The 14,929-nt window shown below is 74.5% G+C and carries 14 protein-coding genes; 9 read left to right on the plus strand and 5 right to left on the minus strand.

Features of this window, described 5'->3' with window-relative positions; all coding sequences use genetic code 11:
* Positions 1-71: 71 nt before the first annotated feature.
* The 3 genes from AB0D01_RS18995 (at position 72) to AB0D01_RS19005 (ending at position 3,206) form a co-directional block, all read left to right on the plus strand.
* Complete coding sequence (locus AB0D01_RS18995) at positions 72-1,091, plus strand: ATP-binding cassette domain-containing protein (protein WP_363056608.1); 1,020 nt, start codon at positions 72-74, stop codon at positions 1,089-1,091.
* Positions 1,088-1,876, plus strand: coding sequence for an ABC transporter permease (locus AB0D01_RS19000; RefSeq protein ID WP_363056610.1), 789 nt, complete (start codon positions 1,088-1,090; stop codon positions 1,874-1,876). The genes AB0D01_RS18995 and AB0D01_RS19000 overlap by 4 nt, the downstream gene beginning before the upstream one ends.
* A gap of 136 nt (positions 1,877-2,012) precedes the next feature.
* Positions 2,013-3,206, plus strand: a complete 1,194-nt coding sequence (locus AB0D01_RS19005) for a CaiB/BaiF CoA-transferase family protein (protein ID WP_363056612.1) — start codon at positions 2,013-2,015, stop codon at positions 3,204-3,206.
* A 124-nt stretch (positions 3,207-3,330) separates the two neighbouring features.
* Here AB0D01_RS19005 and AB0D01_RS19010 read toward each other — a convergent pair whose 3' ends face one another.
* Positions 3,331-3,600: a hypothetical protein gene (locus AB0D01_RS19010; protein WP_249765348.1), complete on the minus strand. Its 270-nt coding sequence runs from the start codon at positions 3,598-3,600 to the stop codon at positions 3,331-3,333.
* A 269-nt stretch (positions 3,601-3,869) separates the two neighbouring features.
* Between AB0D01_RS19010 and AB0D01_RS19015 the strand changes: the two genes are divergently transcribed.
* On the plus strand, positions 3,870-5,606 hold the full coding sequence (locus AB0D01_RS19015) for a serine/threonine-protein kinase (RefSeq protein ID WP_363056614.1): 1,737 nt from the start codon (positions 3,870-3,872) through the stop codon (positions 5,604-5,606).
* Between the two features lie 73 nt (positions 5,607-5,679).
* On the opposite strand, the gene AB0D01_RS19020 is transcribed toward AB0D01_RS19015, so the two are convergent.
* On the minus strand, positions 5,680-6,513 hold the full coding sequence (locus AB0D01_RS19020; RefSeq protein ID WP_363056616.1) for an SGNH/GDSL hydrolase family protein: 834 nt from the start codon (positions 6,511-6,513) through the stop codon (positions 5,680-5,682).
* Between the two features lie 202 nt (positions 6,514-6,715).
* Here AB0D01_RS19020 and AB0D01_RS19025 point away from each other — a divergent pair, with 202 nt between their 5' ends.
* A complete protein-coding gene (locus AB0D01_RS19025; RefSeq protein ID WP_363056618.1) occupies positions 6,716-7,810 on the plus strand; it encodes a DUF5925 domain-containing protein in 1,095 nt (364 codons plus the stop codon).
* 122 nt (positions 7,811-7,932) lie between these two features.
* Here the strand turns inward: AB0D01_RS19025 and AB0D01_RS19030 are convergent, their stop codons facing one another.
* Entirely contained in the window at positions 7,933-8,322 is a 390-nt protein-coding gene (locus AB0D01_RS19030; protein WP_363056619.1) for a GntR family transcriptional regulator, read from the minus strand.
* 82 nt (positions 8,323-8,404) lie between these two features.
* On the opposite strand from AB0D01_RS19030, the gene AB0D01_RS19035 reads away from it, so the two are divergent.
* Together AB0D01_RS19035 and AB0D01_RS19040 are read left to right on the plus strand one after the other, a co-directional pair.
* Positions 8,405-9,349, plus strand: coding sequence for a GNAT family N-acetyltransferase (locus AB0D01_RS19035; protein ID WP_363056621.1), 945 nt, complete (start codon positions 8,405-8,407; stop codon positions 9,347-9,349).
* Entirely contained in the window at positions 9,346-9,828 is a 483-nt protein-coding gene (locus tag AB0D01_RS19040) for a DUF402 domain-containing protein (RefSeq protein WP_363056623.1), read from the plus strand. Before AB0D01_RS19035 ends, AB0D01_RS19040 begins: the two co-directional genes overlap by 4 nt.
* 35 nt (positions 9,829-9,863) lie before the next feature.
* Here the strand turns inward: AB0D01_RS19040 and AB0D01_RS19045 are convergent, their stop codons facing one another.
* Positions 9,864-10,895: a hypothetical protein gene (locus tag AB0D01_RS19045; RefSeq protein ID WP_363056625.1), complete on the minus strand. Its 1,032-nt coding sequence runs from the start codon at positions 10,893-10,895 to the stop codon at positions 9,864-9,866.
* Positions 10,896-11,552: 657 nt separating this feature from the next.
* Here AB0D01_RS19045 and AB0D01_RS19050 point away from each other — a divergent pair.
* Positions 11,553-12,623 (plus strand): lytic polysaccharide monooxygenase, encoded by a 1,071-nt coding sequence (locus AB0D01_RS19050; protein ID WP_363056627.1) that lies wholly within the window; start codon positions 11,553-11,555, stop codon positions 12,621-12,623.
* 81 nt (positions 12,624-12,704) lie between these two features.
* On the opposite strand, the gene AB0D01_RS19055 is transcribed toward AB0D01_RS19050, so the two are convergent.
* Entirely contained in the window at positions 12,705-13,565 is an 861-nt protein-coding gene (locus tag AB0D01_RS19055; protein WP_363056629.1) for an alpha/beta fold hydrolase, read from the minus strand.
* 231 nt (positions 13,566-13,796) lie between these two features.
* Between AB0D01_RS19055 and AB0D01_RS19060 the strand changes: the two genes are divergently transcribed.
* A complete protein-coding gene (locus AB0D01_RS19060; RefSeq protein WP_363056631.1) occupies positions 13,797-14,909 on the plus strand; it encodes an acyl-CoA dehydrogenase family protein in 1,113 nt (370 codons plus the stop codon).
* Positions 14,910-14,929 lie beyond the last annotated feature (20 nt).

Raw genomic sequence — 14,929 nt, forward strand, 5'->3', positions numbered from 1 at the left:
CGCTGTCGTCCGGTCGCTGCGAGCACCATCTTAGTTACGTACACCGTACGTAGTGCGGTAGGGTGCGCCCCATGACGACTACGTACGCTGTACTTAGTGAAGGTCTGGAGAAGCGCTACGGCGCGGTGCACGCCCTGCGGGGGCTGGACCTGGCGGTGCCCGCGGGAAGCGTGTGCGGGCTGCTGGGGCCCAACGGCGCCGGCAAGACCACCGCCGTACGGATCCTCACCACCCTCACCACGCCCACGGCCGGCCGCGCGCTCGTCGCGGGCCACGACGTCACCCGCGCCCCGGACGCCGTACGCCGCGCCATCGGCGTCACCGGCCAGTACGCCTCCGTCGACGGGGACCTGACCGGCCGGGAGAACCTCCGGCTGTTCGCCCGCCTCGCCGGGCTGCGCGGCCGCCCCGGCCGGGACCGGGCCGACGGCCTGCTGGAGCGCTTCGGCCTCGCCGGGGCCGCCGACCGGACGGCGTCCACCCTCTCCGGCGGCATGCGCCGCCGCCTCGACCTCGCCGCCGGACTGATCGCCCACCCCCGGGTGCTGTTCCTGGACGAACCCACCACCGGTCTGGACCCGGCGGCCCGCGAACACATCTGGACGGCGGTGCGGGAACTGGCCGACGAGGGCACCACCGTGCTGCTCACCACCCAGTACCTGGAGGAGGCCGACCGGCTCGCCGACGAGGTCGTGGTCGTCGACCGGGGTCGGGCCGTCGCCTCCGACAGCCCCACCGCGCTCAAGGCCCGGATCGGCTCGCACGCCCGGGTCACCGTCACCCGGGCCGAGGAACTCGCCGCCGCGGCCGCCGTCCTCGACCGGCTCACCGGCGCCGCGCCCGCCCTCGACGAGGAGCGGCTCGGCGTCGGGGTGAGCGTGGCGGACCCGGGGCTGACGCTGCCCCGCCTGGTCCGCGCGCTGGACGCCGCCGGGGTGCCCGTGACCGACGCGAGCCTGCGCCCGCCCACCCTCGACGAGGTGTTCCTGCGCCTCACCGGCGCCGCCGCGCCGGGCCCGACCCGCACGACCCCGCCCGCCGGCACGCCCACCCCCACCCCCACCCCCACCCACCGGGAGGACGCGGCATGAGCACCCTGCTCGCGGACGGCGGCGCCGTCCTGACCCGACAGCTCCAGAAGGCCCGGCACGCCCCGGCGCTGCCCCTCCTCACCCAGACCATGCCGATCACGATGCTGTTGTTCTTCGGCTACGTCTTCGGCAGCGCGCTCGCCATGCCCGCCGCCGACTACCGCGAGTTCCTGGTGCCGGGACTGCTCGCCGCGACCGCCGCCAACGGCCTGATGACCGGCCTGTTCACCGCCGCGCAGGACGCCCACCGGGGGGTGACGGACCGTTTCCGCACGCTGCCGATGAGCCGGGCCGCCGTACCGCTCGGGCAGATCGCCGCCGACCTGCTGACGACGGCCGTGTCGATGGTGCCGCTGATGCTCGTCGGGCTCGCCATGGGATGGCGGATCGAGAACGGACTGCCCGGCGCGCTGGGGGCGTTCGGGGTGCTGCTGCTGTTCCGCTTCGCCACCGCCTGGGTCGGCACCTTCCTGGGGCTGTCGGTCCCGAACGAGGAGTCGGCCGGGCAGCTGGGCGGCGCCACCTTCGTCCTGCCGATGCTCTCCTGCGCCTACCTGCCGACCGCCGGGCTGCCGTCGGGGCTGCGCGCCGTCGCCGAGTGGAACCCGATCAGCGCGGTGGCCACCGCCGTACGGGAGCTGTGCGGCAACACCGGCGGCGCGGTCCAGGCGGGCGCCGCCTGGCCCGTCGCGCATCCGGTGGCCGGGGCGCTGCTGTGGTCGCTGCTGCTCATCGCGGTGTTCGCGCCCCTGGCCACGCGCCGCTTCGCCCGCGGCCGGGGCTGAGACCGGGGCTGAGACCGGGGCTGAGGCCGACGTCACGGCCGGGAGGCGGGGCCGCCCCGGCCGGGTGGCGGGCCCTCCCCCGGCCGGCGTTGACGCGCCCGCCGCCCGGCCGGTAGTGATCGGTGCCATGGAACCGATGCCCGCACCGCTGCCCCTGGAGGGGATCACCGTCGTCTCCGTCGAACAGGCGGTCTCCGCCCCCTTCGCCACCCGGCAGTTGGCCGACCTCGGCGCCCGGGTGATCAAGGTCGAGCGTCCCGACGGCGGTGATTTCGCGCGCGCCTACGACACCGCCGCCCACGGGTTGGCCTCGCACTTCGTCTGGGCGAACCGCGGCAAGGAGTCCCTGGCGCTCGACCTGAAGGACCCGCGCGGCCTCGACGCGCTGCACGCGCTGCTCGACGGGGCCGACGTGTTCGTCCAGAACCTCGCCCAGGGGGCCGCCGCCCGGCTCGGCCTCGACGCCGCCACGCTGTGCGCCCGCCACCCGCGCCTGGTCGCCGTCGACGTCTCGGGGTACGGGGCCGAGGGCCCGTACGCCCACAAGCGGGCCTACGACATGCTCGTCCAGTGCGAGGCGGGCCTGGTCTCGGTGACCGGCACCCCCGAGAGCCCCGTGAAGGCGGGCATCCCGGCCGCCGACATCGCGGCGGCCATGTACGCCTTCTCGGGGGTGCTCGCCGCCCTGTTGCGGCGGGCGACGACGGGGCGCGGCGGGCCGGTGGAGGTCTCCATGCTGGACTCGCTCGCCGAGTGGATGGGGCATCCGTTGCACCACACCGTGCACGGAGGGGAGCAGCCGCCGAGGACCGGTCTCGCGCACGCGGTGATCGTCCCCTACGACGCCTACGCGACGGCCGACGGGGACCGGGTGCTGCTGTCGGTGCAGAACGACCGGGAGTGGCGGCGGCTGGCCCGGGAGGTGTTGGGCCGCCCCGAGCTGGCGGAGGATCCGGCGTACGCGACGAACGCGGCACGCACCCGGGGCCGCGAGGCGACGGACGCGGTGGTGGCGCGGGCGTTGGGGCGGCTCGGCGCGGACGAGGCGGTCGAGCGGTTGGAGGCGGCCGGGATCGCGTGCGCGCGGCTGAACTCGGTGGCGCAGCTCGCCGCGCACCCGCAGTTGGAGGCGCGCGGGCGCTGGCGGACGGTGGATTCGCCGGTGGGGCCGTTGCGGGCGCTGCTCCCGCCGGTCGTGCTGCCGGGCGGTGAGGAGCCGCGGATGGGCGCGGTGCCGGCGCTCGGTGAGCACACCGACGCCCTGCTGCGCTCCCTGGGGATGTCGGGCGCGCGGATCGAGGCACTGCGTCGGGACGGTGTGATCGCCTGAGCCGGGTGGGCGTCGGGGGATCCCGGGACGGGATCCCCACCGGACGCCGGGAAGAGCCGGGAGAAGGGGACACGGGGCCGAAGGACGGGCCTGGGGCGACCGGGGACCGGCCGCGACGGGTCGGTTACGAGCGGCGGCTGCCGAAGAGCGTGCGCCGCAGCCTGCGCAACGGGGCGAAGAGCGCGACGCGCGCGCTCCGGCTCCGCTGGACGTGCGTGTGGTCGCGGGAGGTGAGCTCACGCATCAGCAGGGTCGCCTCGGCGACCTCGTGGCGCGGGACGGCGGGACCGCCCAGCACGGCGAGGTGGCGGTCGAGGCGCGAGCTGGTCGCGCTGCTGCCGCAGGTGATGGCAGGCACGCGGGGCGGCCTGCTGCGCATTGTTATCTGTTCCATGTCTCTCCCCACCCGTACGAGGGCACCCGGCCCGGGCAGGGTAACCCTATCGCCCCCGCGTCACACTCGGGTATCCCGGTGGTGTGAATTACCCCTGTAGTTACGGGTAGTTGACGATTACTCACTGGAGTCGACCGTCACTCTCCGCATCATTTCGGCGACTTGGGGGGTCGCTCGGGCGCGTTCCGGAGAGTGTCGTCACGACGGGGGCCGACCGGCGCGCTCTGCGCTAACTTGGAGTGATCGCCCGGTGACGCTTGGGGGTTCGCGTGAACGGATTCGAGGGCGCGGACGCCGCGCGTGTCGTGGCCGGCCGGTACAGGCTGCTGGGTCCGCTGGGGCGGGGCGGCATGGGGGTGGTGTGGCGGGCCCGGGACGAGGTGCTGGGTCGGGAGGTCGCCGTCAAGGAGGTCCGGGCGCCCGCCGGGCTGGACGCGGCCGGGGTGGAGCGCACCTACCGTCGGCTGGAGCGCGAGGCGTGGGCGGCGGCCCGGGTCTCCCACCGGGGCGTGGTCACGGTCTACGACGTGGCGAGCGAGGACGGCCGGCCCTGGATCGTGATGGAGCTGGTGCGCGGGCTCTCCCTGGCGGAGGTGCTGGAGGCCGAGGGGCCGATGGACCCGCGGCGGGCCGCGCACACCGGGGAGCAGGTGCTCGCCGCGCTGCGCTCCGCGCACGGGTCGGGCGTGCTGCACCGGGACGTGAAGCCCGCGAACGTCCTGGTCGCCAACGACGGGCGGGTGGTGCTGGGCGACTTCGGGATCGCCGGCCTGGCGGGCTCCTCCCCGCTCACGATGACCGGGGAGTTGCTCGGATCCCCCGAGTTCATGGCTCCGGAGCGGGCGTTGGGGCGCGATCCGGGGCCGGAGTCGGACCTGTGGTCGCTCGGGGTGACCCTGTACGCGGCCGTCGAGGGGTTCTCGCCGTTCCGGCGGGACACGCCGCTCGCCACCCTGCGGGCGGTCGTGGAGGGGGAGTTGCCGCCGCCGCGCCGTGCCGGAGCGCTGGCGCCGGTGCTGGAGGGGCTGCTGCGCAAGGACCCCGGGGCCCGGCTCGACGCGGCGGAGGCCTCCCGGATGCTGCGCGTCGTCGGCGCCGGCGGGGCCGTACGGGATGCGGGCGGCCCCGTGTCGGGGCCCACCGTGCCCCTGGCGCACGGGCCGGGCGCGGGCGGGGCGGGTGCGGCGGGCGCGGGTGCGGGCACGGGTGCGGGTGCGGCGACGGCCGCGGGGGGTCCGTACGGCGCCCCGACCGTGCCGGTTCCCGCCTCCGGGCCGGGACTCGCGGAAGGGGAGCGGCAGGGGGCGGCCGGGTGGGTGCTGACCGTCGGGATCGTGGTGCTGCTGGTGGCGGTGGTCCTGCTGGGCTGGCTGTTGCTGCGGGACACCCCCGGCGACACGGACGACCGGGGCGGCACGGGCCCGTCGCCGTCGGCCCCGGCGCCTCCCCCGGCCGCCTCCCCGCCCGCTTCGGGATCGTCCCCGTCGGCCTCGTCGTCCGCTTCGGCCTCGCCTTCGGGACCCGCGCCGAGGGCATACGCGTACGCCTACGCCCTGCGCCGGTCCTACGACGGCGCCTGCCCCGCGCCCGAGGCCTCCTCGCCGGCCTTCGCCGGGACGGTGGAGGTGGACCGTACGCCCGCCGTGGTGGAGTACCGCTGGATCACGCGCACGGCGTCGACCTCGGACGCGCGGACGCCCTGGCAGAGCCTCACGTACGAGGCGGACGGGCCGAGGAGCCGTCAGGTCGCGCACACCGAACCGGGCGCCCGGGCGGGCGGGACGCTGCGGGACGCGGTCCGGCTGGAGGTGCGCTCGCCGGCGGGGGTCGCCTCGCCGTGGCTGGAGTTCACGATGACCTGCCGGGAGGAGACCCCGACGCCCGGGACGCCCTCCCCCGGTTCCACCGGCTCCCCCGGCCCCTCGCCCGGCACCACGGGGCCCTCGGGACCGATCGAGCCGGTGGACGTGACGTCCGGGCCCCCGTCCGCCGCGACCGCGCCCTGAGGCGCCGCGACGGACGGGTGGCGCGGGCGCGCGCGGCCCGGCCGCCTCACCGCTTGCCTACTTGCCTACTTGCCTACTTGAGGACGGCCTGCGTCTTGGAGTTGAGCACCGGCAGGTAGCCGCCGGACTGGCCGGCGGCGGTGGGGTGGTAGGACTCGCCGATGTTGCCCCAGTTGACGCTGTGCAGCCACGCGTTGCCCGAGCAGATCTCGTGCCCGGTGAAGGTGCCGACCACGGAGGCGAAGGTGAAGCCGTGGGCGCCGGCGCGTTGCGCGACGGCGGCGTTGAGGTGGTCGGCCGCGCCGTTGATGGCCGAGCGTTCACCCTCGCTCAGGCCGGCGACGCAGTTCCCGCCCAGCTTGTAGAAGCGGGGGTAGCCGAGGACGACGACCTTGGCGCCGGGCGCCCGGCTGCGGATGGCGCTGTAGACCTGGTCGAGCTTGCCGGGGAGGGTGGAGTCGACGTACGCCTTGGCCTGGTTGACGCGGTTGACGCAGGTGGATTCGGACTGGAGCACACAGGTCGTCATGACGTCGGAGAATCCGGCGTCGTTGCCGCCGATGGTGATGCTGACGAGGTCGGTGCCGCTGTTGAGGGGGGCGAGCTGGCCCGACAGGACGTCGCCCGTGCGGGCGCCCGAGCAGGCGGTGAAGGCGAAGGACTGCGGGGCGTGGGCCGCGGCCCACAGGGCGGGGTAGGCGCGGGAGGTGCGCTTGCAGTCGCCGCTCCCGCCGTCGTAGGCGCCGGCGCCGAGGCCGGAGGAGTACGAGTCGCCGAGGGCGACGTAGCCGAAGTCCGCCTGGGCGGCGGAGGCCTGGCCGGCGCCCAGGAGGGCGGCGCCCGCGGCGAGGGCCAGGGTGGTGGCGAGGGAGGTGAGCGAGGCGAGGCGCGAGGGTTTCCGACTCATGGGGTGCGGCTCCTTGTGGGGGGTTACTCCTGAGTCCGTGGTACAAGCAGCCGGGCTTGGCTGGAAGTGTCCATGCCAAGAATGTTCGGGGTGGGGATACCGGCCAAATCTTCACTCCCGCTGTGTTTGAAGAGGGAATTCGGACACTCGATCCGGCGAAACACAGGTGCGGGAGGCCGGTTCGTGCCGGATCATGGGCGCCATGCCAGCAGACCCGCAGGAAGCGCTGCCGATCCGGCTGAACGTCGACGACAGCGACTCACCGTCGGACGTCGTCGACGCCTTGTTCCTCGGACGCTTCGCGTCCGGGGAACAGCCGTACTCCCAGAGCGTGACGATCGAACGGGTGAAGGCCGAGGCGACCCTGCTGCCGCCCGCCGCGCAGGTGCTCCGCTCGGCCCGGGACACCGACCGCAGCGCCACCCTCGCCGAGGGCCCCGACTGGACCCTGCTCGTCTCCCGTTGGAGCCGCGGCGCCGACGTGACCGTCACCGCCGTCAGCGACGAGGTGGCCGCACGGGTGCTCCACGCGGCGACCGAAGGGGCCGAGGACGAACCCGAACCCCAGCCCGACAACGTCACGATGGGCTTCTGGTACGTCTCCCCGCGCCGCGGCCCCCACCGCACGACCCGGCAGATCTCGGCCGGCACCTGGGCGGAGGTGCGGCCCAACTACACCGCGCCCGTGGCGACGGCGATGGACCGGCTGATGAAGGTCACCCCGGACGACATCGCCGGCCGGCTGCTCCTGCTGCACGGCCCGCCGGGCACCGGCAAGACCTCCGCGCTGCGCACGCTGGCCCGGTCCTGGCGGGACTGGTGCCAGGTGGACTGCGTCCTGGACCCGGAGCGGCTGTTCAACGACGTCGGCTACCTCATGGACATCGCGATCGGCGAGGACGAGGGCACCGCCAAGGGGCGCTGGCGGCTGCTGCTCCTGGAGGACTGCGACGAGCTGATCCGCGGCGAGGCCCGGCACACCGCCGGCCAGGCGCTGTCCCGGCTGCTGAACCTGACGGACGGCCTGCTGGGCCAGGGCCGCAACGTCCTCGTCGGCGTCACCACCAACGAGGACCTGGAACGGCTCCACCCGGCCGTGGTGCGGCCGGGGCGCTGCCTGGCCCGCATCGAGGTCGGCCGGCTGACCCACCGGGAGGCGGTGGACTGGCTCGGCACCGACGAGGGGATCTCCCGCGAGGGAGCGACCCTGGCCGAACTGTTCGCCCTGCGCCGGGGCACCGGCCCGGCGGCGGTACTGCCCGCGCAACCCACCTCGGAGGCCGGACTCTACCTCTGAGGCCGCCACGCGGGCCCGGTGTGCGGGCCCGGCTGCGGCCGCCCGGTGTGCGGGCTCGGCGACGCCCGGTCGCGCGGGCTCGGCTGCGGCCGCCCGGTGCGCGGGCTCGGCGCCGCCAGGGGCTACCGGCCGTAGCGGGCCCGCAGTGCCGCGTCGGCCGCCGCCAGGGCCTCCTCCCGCGTCAGGCCCAGCCGGTGCGCCCGTTCCGCATACGCCTGGGCGGCGGAGGCCGCCTCCCGCGAGGAGCCCTCTCCCGCCGCGACGAAGGTGCCGTTGCGCCCCCGCGTCTCGACGACCCCGTCCTCCTCCAACGCGCGGTAGGCCTTGGCGACCGTGTTCGCGGCCAACCCCAGCTCCTGCGCCAGCCCGCGCACCGTGGGCAGTTTGAAGCCGGCGGGGAGCCGGCCCGAACGGGCGCGGTCCGCGATCTGCGCGCGCAGCTGCTCGTACGGGGCCGGGGAGCCGGCCGAGTCGTCGATGCGGATCTTCAGCGGTGTCGTGGTCGAGGTCACGGGGCCGATTCTCCCCCACGGGCCGCGGGGGCCGGCGTAATTGGGAGGCGCGGGCCACGGGCCCGCCCGTACCGTCCGGTTCATGACCGTTCTGATCCGTGAGCCGCGCCCCGAGGACCCCGCCGACGTGGAGGCCGTCGTCCGGGTGCGGCGGGCCGCGATCCCCTTCCTCGTCACCACCCCCGCCGGGATCACCCACGAACTGTCCGCCGCCTCGCCCGCCGAGCGGCACCGGCTGCTGCTCGCCGAGACGCCCGAGGGCGTCGTCGTCGGCACGGCCGAGGCGGGCCTCGTCCTCGACACCCCGGAGCCGGGTCACTCGTACCTCAACGTGCACGTCGACCCCGCGCACCGGGGCCTCGGCGCCGGCGGCGCGCTGCTGCGCGCCGCCGAGGAGCACCTCGCGGCGGCCGGCGCGGTGGACGCGTACGCCTGGGTGCTGGACGAGCCGGAGAGCCGGGCCTTCGCCGAGCGGCGCGGCTACCGGACCGGCCGCTCGGCGCACTTCCTGCGCCTGGACCTGGCGGCCGCCGCCCTGCCCGAACTGCCGGCGCCCCTGCCCGCCGGGGTCGAACTGCGCCCGGGTTCCGCCTTCGCCGCCGATCCCCGGCCGCTGTACGAGGCCGACGCGGCGGTGTCACGGGACGAGCCGGGTGACCTGCCGGTGGAACTGGACGACTACGAGGACTGGTTGGAGGAGGTCTGGCGGGATCCGACGCTGGACCACGAGCTGACCACGGTGGCCCTGGTCGACGGGGTCGTGGCGGCCTTCTCCGCCGCGCGCACGGACGGCGCGGGCCGCTACTCCTCCGCCATGACCGGCACGCTGCGGGCCTTCCGGGGGCGCGGGCTGGCCAAGCTGGCCAAGACCGACTCCCTGCGCCGGGCCCGCGCGGCCGGCTACGGGCTCGCCTTCACCGGCAACGACACGGGCAACGCGCCGATGCTCGCGGTCAACGAATGGTTCGGATACGAGATCTGCGCGACCGAGACGCGCCACATGAAGAAGCTGGGAGCGAAGAAGTGACCACACCCTGGACCGTCACCCTCACCAAGGCCGGCCGCACCAAGATCAGCTATCCGGCGGTCGGGGTGGCCGACGACGGGGACCGGATCTCCGTGCGCGCGCCCTGGGCCGCCGAGGGCGTACGGGACTTCGGCTTCGTCCGCTTCGAGCCGGGCGACGTGTTCGTGGAGCACTACTGGCGCACCCGCTGGTACGCGATCAAGGAGGTGTGGAGCGGCGCGGGCGTCCTGAAGGGCTGGTACTGCGACATCACGCGGCCGGTGGTGGTGCGGTCGGGCCGGATCGTGGTGGAGGACCTGGACCTGGACCTGTGGGTGTCGGCGGACGGCGAATCGATCCTGCGGCTGGACGAGGACGAGTTCGAGGCGAGCGGCCTCAAGGCGAGCGACCCGGAGGCCGCCGCCCAGGCCATCCGCGCCCTCGACGCCCTGGACGACCAGGCCCACACCCCGACCGGCCTGCACCCCCTGCTCACCTGACACGACACCGCCCCGCGGGCGCCGGCCGCCCACGGTCACTCCGTGTGGATGTCCTTCCGGCGGTCGGGGCGCGTCCGAAGCCAGTACGAGCGGGCCGCGATGGTCAGGGCGATGCCGTAGACGGCGAAGGCGATCATGCCGATCCAGCCGACCAGCAGCGCGTCGCCCGAGGAGTGGAAGTCGCCGCGCCTCATCGTCACCGCGCCGGTCGTGGCCAGGGTCAGGTACCCGACTCCCGCAACGCCGTACGGGGCGAGCGTGGCGGCGCCGAGCAGAGCCGGGGCGAGCGGGAGCCCGCGCGGCACCCGTCGGCCGCGCAGGAACGGCGTCCAGCGCGGGAAGACCTGCCCCCACGGGCGGACCAGGCCCCAGACCAGGAAGACACCGAGCGCGGCCAGCAGCGCGGTGGGATCCAGGCCCCAGGACTCCAGGGTGAGGAAGACCCCCGAGGCGCCGTTTCGCTCCGAGACCGCGAGCATCTCCTCACCGGTGATCCCCGCGAACGTGCCGCCGGACGCCCAGACCAGCTTCATCGCCGCGTACGGGACGAACGCCAGCGTCCCGGCGCAGGCGGCGAGTTGGACGAGTCGCGGCGCGGCGGACGGCGCTCGCGCACCGGTGCCGGCGGGCAGGCGGTCGGACCGGGCCGTGGCCGCGAGCAGGACCGCCCCGACCGCCGCCAGGGCCTTGTTCGCGGCGGAGGCACGGCTGTCCACTCCCTGACCGAGCATCAGCGTGATCACATCCATCAGCAGGCTGAACGCGGCGACCCCGGCCAGGACGCAGACCGCCCAGAGCAGAACACGCAGCGCCGGCCGCAGCCCGTAGTGCTCCACCGCTCCACCGACCAATGCCGCCAGCACACCCACCACCACGACCGCCCAACCCAGCCCGGAAGCCCCTGAGCCACCGCCGTGGTAGAGCAAGGAGGTCCCGCTCAGCGCGCACGCCAGGCCGAAGGAGGCGTACAACACCCCCCACAGCACCGTCGCCCGGGCCACCCAGCGAGGCCATCGCCGCCACCAGGCCCTCCCGAGCACCTTGATCGTCCGTTCCACAGTGGTCATGCCCTGAACGTCGCATCGACCACGTCGGGGCCGCGTCGGCCGCCTGAACGATCCACCTCCCCCAGCCGGGTGAGCGCCTTCTAAGCCCGAGGTATGCCCCACGGAGCCTGACGTCCCGACCTGGCCGTACGGAGGGAACCCGGACTGACCGCTGTCCCTTCACGGGGTTCACCCCCGTCGGGACCATCCCCGCGGGTGCGGGGAGCGGACTTTCTGAGCTGGAACCCTATCCAGGTTGCCAGGCTCCCTAGCCCAACTTCGCCGAAACGGACGAAAGGCCCATAATTACAGGGTCGATGTAACCCTCGAAGGCGAACGGTCCTGCCATCCAAGCCGGTCCCACTGGGGAGCCAAAACGGGGAGCCAACCGAGGCGAACCGGGGTGGACTTGCACGGATTGCAGGGGACTTCCGGAGTGGCGCGACCCCTGCGTTCAGGGGCTTCGGGCCCCTGCTTCCTGAGGTGTCGCTTACCCCTTCCTTAAAGGGACCCTAAGGATCCGCTCAGGGGGGTCGAAGGCGGGGGAACTGCGGTTCGGGGCGGTTAGTTTGGCGGGGCCAGGGAGGCCGGTGGCGGCGTCGGACACCCCGTCGGGGACGGCGCCGCGCGGCCCGGAGTCTGGCACGCCCCTGCCCCGTGCTCGAAGGAGATCCACCCATGCCCGTACGCCGCCGCACGGCCACCCGTATCGCCGCCGTCGGACTGGCCCCGCTCGCGGTGGCCGCGTACGCCGCCGTGCCCGCGGCCGCCCACGGTTCGATGACGGACCCGGTCAGTCGGGTGGCGGCCTGCTACGCGGAGGGCCCGGAGTCGCCGAAGTCGGCGGCGTGCAAGGCGGCCGTCGCCGCGAGCGGGGCGCAGGCGTTCTACGACTGGAACGCGGTGAACATCGCCAACGCCGCCGGCAAGAGCAGGTCCCTGATCCCGGACGGGCAGCTGTGCTCGGCGGGCAACAGCAAGTACAAGGGGCTGGACCTGCCCCGTACCGACTGGCCCGCGAGCCCGATGACGGCCGGCGCGCACACCTTCCGCTACAAGGGGACCGCCCCGCACAAGGGTTCCTTCGAGCTGTACGTGACGAAGGACGGCTACGACCCGTCGAAGCCGCTGAAGTGGTCGGACCTGGAGCCGGCGCCGTTCGCGAAGGTCACCGACCCCGGGATGCAGGCCGGTGACTACGTCTTCGGCGGGACCGTGCCGAAGAAGAGCGGCCGTCACCTGATCTACAGCGTCTGGCAGCGCTCGGACAGCCCGGAGGCCTTCTACACCTGCTCGGACGTGGTCTTCGGGAAGGACGGCGGCGGGACCGGAGCGGGAACCGGGACCGGGACCACCGCCAAGCCGAGTGCCGCCCCGAGCACCGCCCCCGGGCGGCCGAGCACCGCGCCGAGCGGCGGGCCCACCGCCAAGGCGCCGACGGACGAGCAGATCGCCGACGGCGCCGGCAAGTCCTCGGTGGAGCACAACGGCCACGGGGACGACGACCCGAAGACGAACGGCTCGGCGGCCGGGACCCCGATCGCCGCCCCGGCGGCTCCGGGCTCCGCCGGCTCCTCCGGCTCCTCCCCGTCCCCGGCGGGGGCCAAGGGCGACAACCTGGCGGAGACCGGTGGCAGCGGCGCCACCCCGATGATCGCGATCGCCGGGGCCGGGGCCCTGGCCGCCGGTGCGGCCGTGCTGTTCGCGATGGCCCGCCGCCGGGCGACGGCGGGCCGACACGGCCGCTGACACGAGACCGGACACCGGGCCGGTCGTGCCCCCGACCGGTCTCCCCCCTCCGGTGTCCCGGACGGACGGACCGCCCGCGCGTCAGTCGAAGACCGACGCGCAGGTGGTCCGTTCCGCGCGTGCGGGGTCGAGGGCGTTGAGGGCCTCGTGCCAGGCGATCCGGTCGGTCAGGCCGATGGTGACGTGTTCGGAGAGGTCCAGCACGCACAGGTCCTGGAGCAGGACGTTGCGTACGTTCGGTCCGTCGAGGAACTGGCTGCGGTACGGGGTGACCACCTCGTCGTAGCGGGTGGCGATCACCGTGTACTTCACGCCGGGGACGGTGTCGCCGCCCTCGTTCAGCTTGGTCTGGAAGGGGGATCCGGCGATCTGGTCGGCGAGGCCGGGGGTGGCGGTGCTGATCAGGTCCTCGGCTCCGGGGAAGTAGGGGAGCAGCTTGGTGAGGCCGAGCAGGGTGGTGCCGTGGTTGTCGGGGGCGAGGCCGACGAGGGCGTTGACCTTGTCCGCGCCGCCGAGGAACTTGAGGTAGTAGCGCGGCATCATGCCGCCCTGGGAGTGGCCGACGATGTCGACCTTCGGGGTGCCGGTGGCGGTCCGCACCTTGTCGACGAAGGCGGCGAGCTGGCCGGCGGACTTGTCGATGGGTCCGAGGCCGTGGAAGAAGGGGACTCCGGGCAGTTGCCCGTAGTCGAGGGAGTAGACGCAGAAGCCGCGGTTGACGAGGTAGGGGGCGAAGCCCAGCCAGTTGTCGACGGAGTTGCCGAAGGTTCCGTGGACGAGGACGACGGGCCGCGGGTGCGCGGCGGACGGCTTGCAGGACCAGTCGTTCCAGCCCCTGCTGGGCGCCGAGGCGGCCTGGGCGGCGCCGGTGGGGGCCATGACGGCCGCCGCGGCGAGGGTGAGGACGACCAGCGGGCGGAGCAGGCGTCTCCAGGGCAGCATCGTGTGATCTCCTTGCGGGTCAAGGGGAAAGACGTGGGGGTTTCATCCCGTGATCCGGATCACAAGGGGTGCCGCTGCGGCTAAATTACGGGCGAGTAGCAAGAGTTGGGAAGTTACGCGGCGGTAAAAAATCGTGTGTCGAGTCCGCGCCCAGCGGCCCTCCGCCCGATGTCGACGCCCGCCCGAGCCGACACCCGACCCGACGCCCGATCCGATGTGAGGTGAACGGCTGTGCAGAGCAACCCCGGGGCCGGTACCGCCCTGGCCACCCCGTCCGCCCTCGCGGCCGATCCGCTGGTCGCCGCCGTCACCCGGACGGCGGTGGAGGTCCTGCGGCCGGTCGCGGAGCACACCGCGCGGGCGGGTGTGCCCGCCTCCCACCTGGACGCGCTGGCGGCGTGCGGCGCGTACGGCCTGACCGGCTACGAGCCCGCCGCGGACAGCGGACTCACGCCGCGTCAGGTGTCGCGCGAGGTGCACGAGGTGCTCGCGGCGGTGGACCCGTCGACCTGGTTCGTGTGGACCCAGCACGTGCCGCTCGCCAAGGGGCTGCTGCTGGCCGCCGGCCCGGAGGGGGAACGGCTGCGCGGGACCTGGCTGCCGGCCCTGGAACGCGGGGAGTTGCGGCCCACGGCCGGCTTCGCGTTCCTTCGGCATCCGCGACCGCCGGTGACGGCGGAGCGGGTGCCCGGCGGGTGGCGGATCGCGGGACGGGTGCCGTGGGTGACGGGGTGGGGCCTGGCGGACAGCCTGTTCGTGGGGGCCGTCACCACCGAGGACGAGGTGGTGTTCGCCCTCGTCGACTGCGGACCGGGCAAGGGGGTGGAGGCCGTCGCGGGGGCCCCGCTGTGGGCGATGGACGGTACGCACACGGCCGCCGTGGAGCTGCGCGACGTGCGCGTACCGGACGCGCGGGTGTGGGGGCGCCGGCCGCGCGCCGACTGGATCCGGGCCTACGACGAGGAGAACGCGGACGCCCAGCCGGCCGTCTTCGGCCAGCTCCGGGCCACCGCCGACCACCTGCTCCAGTCGACGGAGTACGAGGAGCTCGGCCTGCGGGTCGCCCGCCGGGCCGCCGCGCTGCGCGCCGAGGCCTACGGGTTGCGCGACGGGCTCCCGCCGGGCGAGGGCGCCGGGGAGCGCCTGCGGTTGCGGGCGGCGGCGCTGGACCTGGCCGTCCGGGCGGCCGCGACCTGCGTGGCGGTGGCGGGTGGTCGGGCCGTCCAGTACGGGCACCCGGCGGGCCGGCTCGCGCGCGAGGCCCAGTTCCACCTGATCCAGGCGCAGACGGGCGCCCTGCGCGCCGAGACGGCCCGCCGCCTCCTGGCCGACCTGGAGGACTGAGGACCGAGGCCCGAGAACCG

It is taken from the genome of Streptomyces sp. NPDC048606, from assembly GCF_040650855.1.
Taxonomy (GTDB): Bacteria; Actinomycetota; Actinomycetes; order Streptomycetales; family Streptomycetaceae; genus Streptomyces.

Bases quoted from the DNA above. Each gene is read 5' to 3' on its own strand.
- AB0D01_RS18995 (WP_363056608.1), top strand. From the start codon at position 72: ATGACGACTACGTACGCTGTACTTAGTGAAGGTCTGGAGAAGCGCTAC.
- AB0D01_RS19000 (WP_363056610.1), top strand. From the start codon at position 1,088: ATGAGCACCCTGCTCGCGGACGGCGGCGCCGTCCTGACCCGACAGCTC.
- AB0D01_RS19005 (WP_363056612.1), top strand. From the start codon at position 2,013: ATGCCCGCACCGCTGCCCCTGGAGGGGATCACCGTCGTCTCCGTCGAA.
- AB0D01_RS19010 (WP_249765348.1), bottom strand. From the start codon at position 3,600: ATGGAACAGATAACAATGCGCAGCAGGCCGCCCCGCGTGCCTGCCATC.
- AB0D01_RS19020 (WP_363056616.1), bottom strand. From the start codon at position 6,513: ATGAGTCGGAAACCCTCGCGCCTCGCCTCGCTCACCTCCCTCGCCACC.
- AB0D01_RS19025 (WP_363056618.1), top strand. From the start codon at position 6,716: ATGCCAGCAGACCCGCAGGAAGCGCTGCCGATCCGGCTGAACGTCGAC.
- AB0D01_RS19035 (WP_363056621.1), top strand. From the start codon at position 8,405: ATGACCGTTCTGATCCGTGAGCCGCGCCCCGAGGACCCCGCCGACGTG.
- AB0D01_RS19045 (WP_363056625.1), bottom strand. From the start codon at position 10,895: ATGACCACTGTGGAACGGACGATCAAGGTGCTCGGGAGGGCCTGGTGG.
- AB0D01_RS19050 (WP_363056627.1), top strand. From the start codon at position 11,553: ATGCCCGTACGCCGCCGCACGGCCACCCGTATCGCCGCCGTCGGACTG.
- AB0D01_RS19055 (WP_363056629.1), bottom strand. From the start codon at position 13,565: ATGCTGCCCTGGAGACGCCTGCTCCGCCCGCTGGTCGTCCTCACCCTC.